Raw genomic sequence first — 1,076 nt, 5'->3', positions numbered from 1 at the left:
GGTGCGTCGACGTGCAGGGTCTTCGGCAGGACGCCGTGGCGCATGGCCTCGATCATCTTGATGATGCCGCCGACGCCGGCCGCGGCCTGGGTGTGTCCGATGTTCGACTTGAGCGAGCCCAGCCACAGCGGCCGGTCCGCCGGCCGGTCCCGCCCGTACGTCGCCAGCAGGGCCTGCGCCTCGATGGGATCGCCCAGCCGCGTGCCCGTCCCGTGTGCCTCGACCGCGTCCACGTCCGCGCCGGTGAGCCCGGCCGCGGCGAGCGCCTGGCGGATGACCCGCTCCTGCGAGGGACCGTTCGGGGCGGTCAGCCCGTTGCTGGCCCCGTCCTGGTTCACGGCGGAACCCCGGACGACCGCCAGGACGCGGTGGCCCAGACGACGGGCGTCCGACAGCCGCTCCACGAGCAGCAGTCCGGCCCCCTCCGACCAGCCCGTGCCGTCCGCGCCCGCCGCGAACGACCTGCACCGCCCGTCGGCGGACAGGCCCCGCTGGCGGCTGAACTCCACGAAGGTGTCCGGCCGGGCCATCACCGTCACCCCGCCCGCGAGGGCGAGGTCGCACTCGCCGCTCCGCAGCGCCTGCGCGGCGAGGTGGAGGGCGACGAGGGAGGAGGAGCAGGCGGTGTCGACGGTGACCGCCGGACCCTCCAGACCGAAGGTGTAGGCGAGCCTGCCGGACACCACGCTCGCCGTGTTGCCGGTCAGGACATAGCCCTCCAGCTCCTCGGGCGTCCGCGCGAGCCGGGCGCTGTAGTCGTTGTACATGACCCCCGCGAACACGCCCGTCCGGCTGCCGCGCACCGACGCCGTGTCGATCCCGGCCCGCTCGAAGGTCTCCCAGGCGGTTTCCAGGAGCAGCCGCTGCTGGGGATCGAGCGCCAGCGCCTCGCGCGGCGCGATCCCGAAGAACTCGGCGTCGAACTCGGCCGCGCCGTAGAGGAATCCGCCCTCACGGGTGTACGAGGTCCGCAGGTGCTCCGGGTCGGGGTCGTACAGGCCGGCCAGGTCCCAGCCCCGGTCCGAGGGGAACGGGCCGATCGCGTCCGAGCCCGACGCGACCAGCTCCCACAGCTC

The 1,076-nt window shown here is 74.3% G+C and carries 1 protein-coding gene; it reads right to left on the bottom strand.

The window, feature by feature from the left end; all coding sequences use genetic code 11:
* Positions 1-1,076, bottom strand: a 1,076-nt coding sequence (locus tag ACFWN1_RS33430) for a beta-ketoacyl synthase N-terminal-like domain-containing protein (protein WP_384370579.1), incomplete at both ends; no start/stop codon positions are given.

It is taken from the genome of Streptomyces sp. NPDC058459, assembly GCF_042721685.1.
GTDB lineage: Bacteria > Actinomycetota > Actinomycetes > Streptomycetales > Streptomycetaceae > Streptomyces.
Note: the sequence above shows the minus strand (reverse complement) of the source record. Positions and strands in the feature narration are given on the sequence as shown.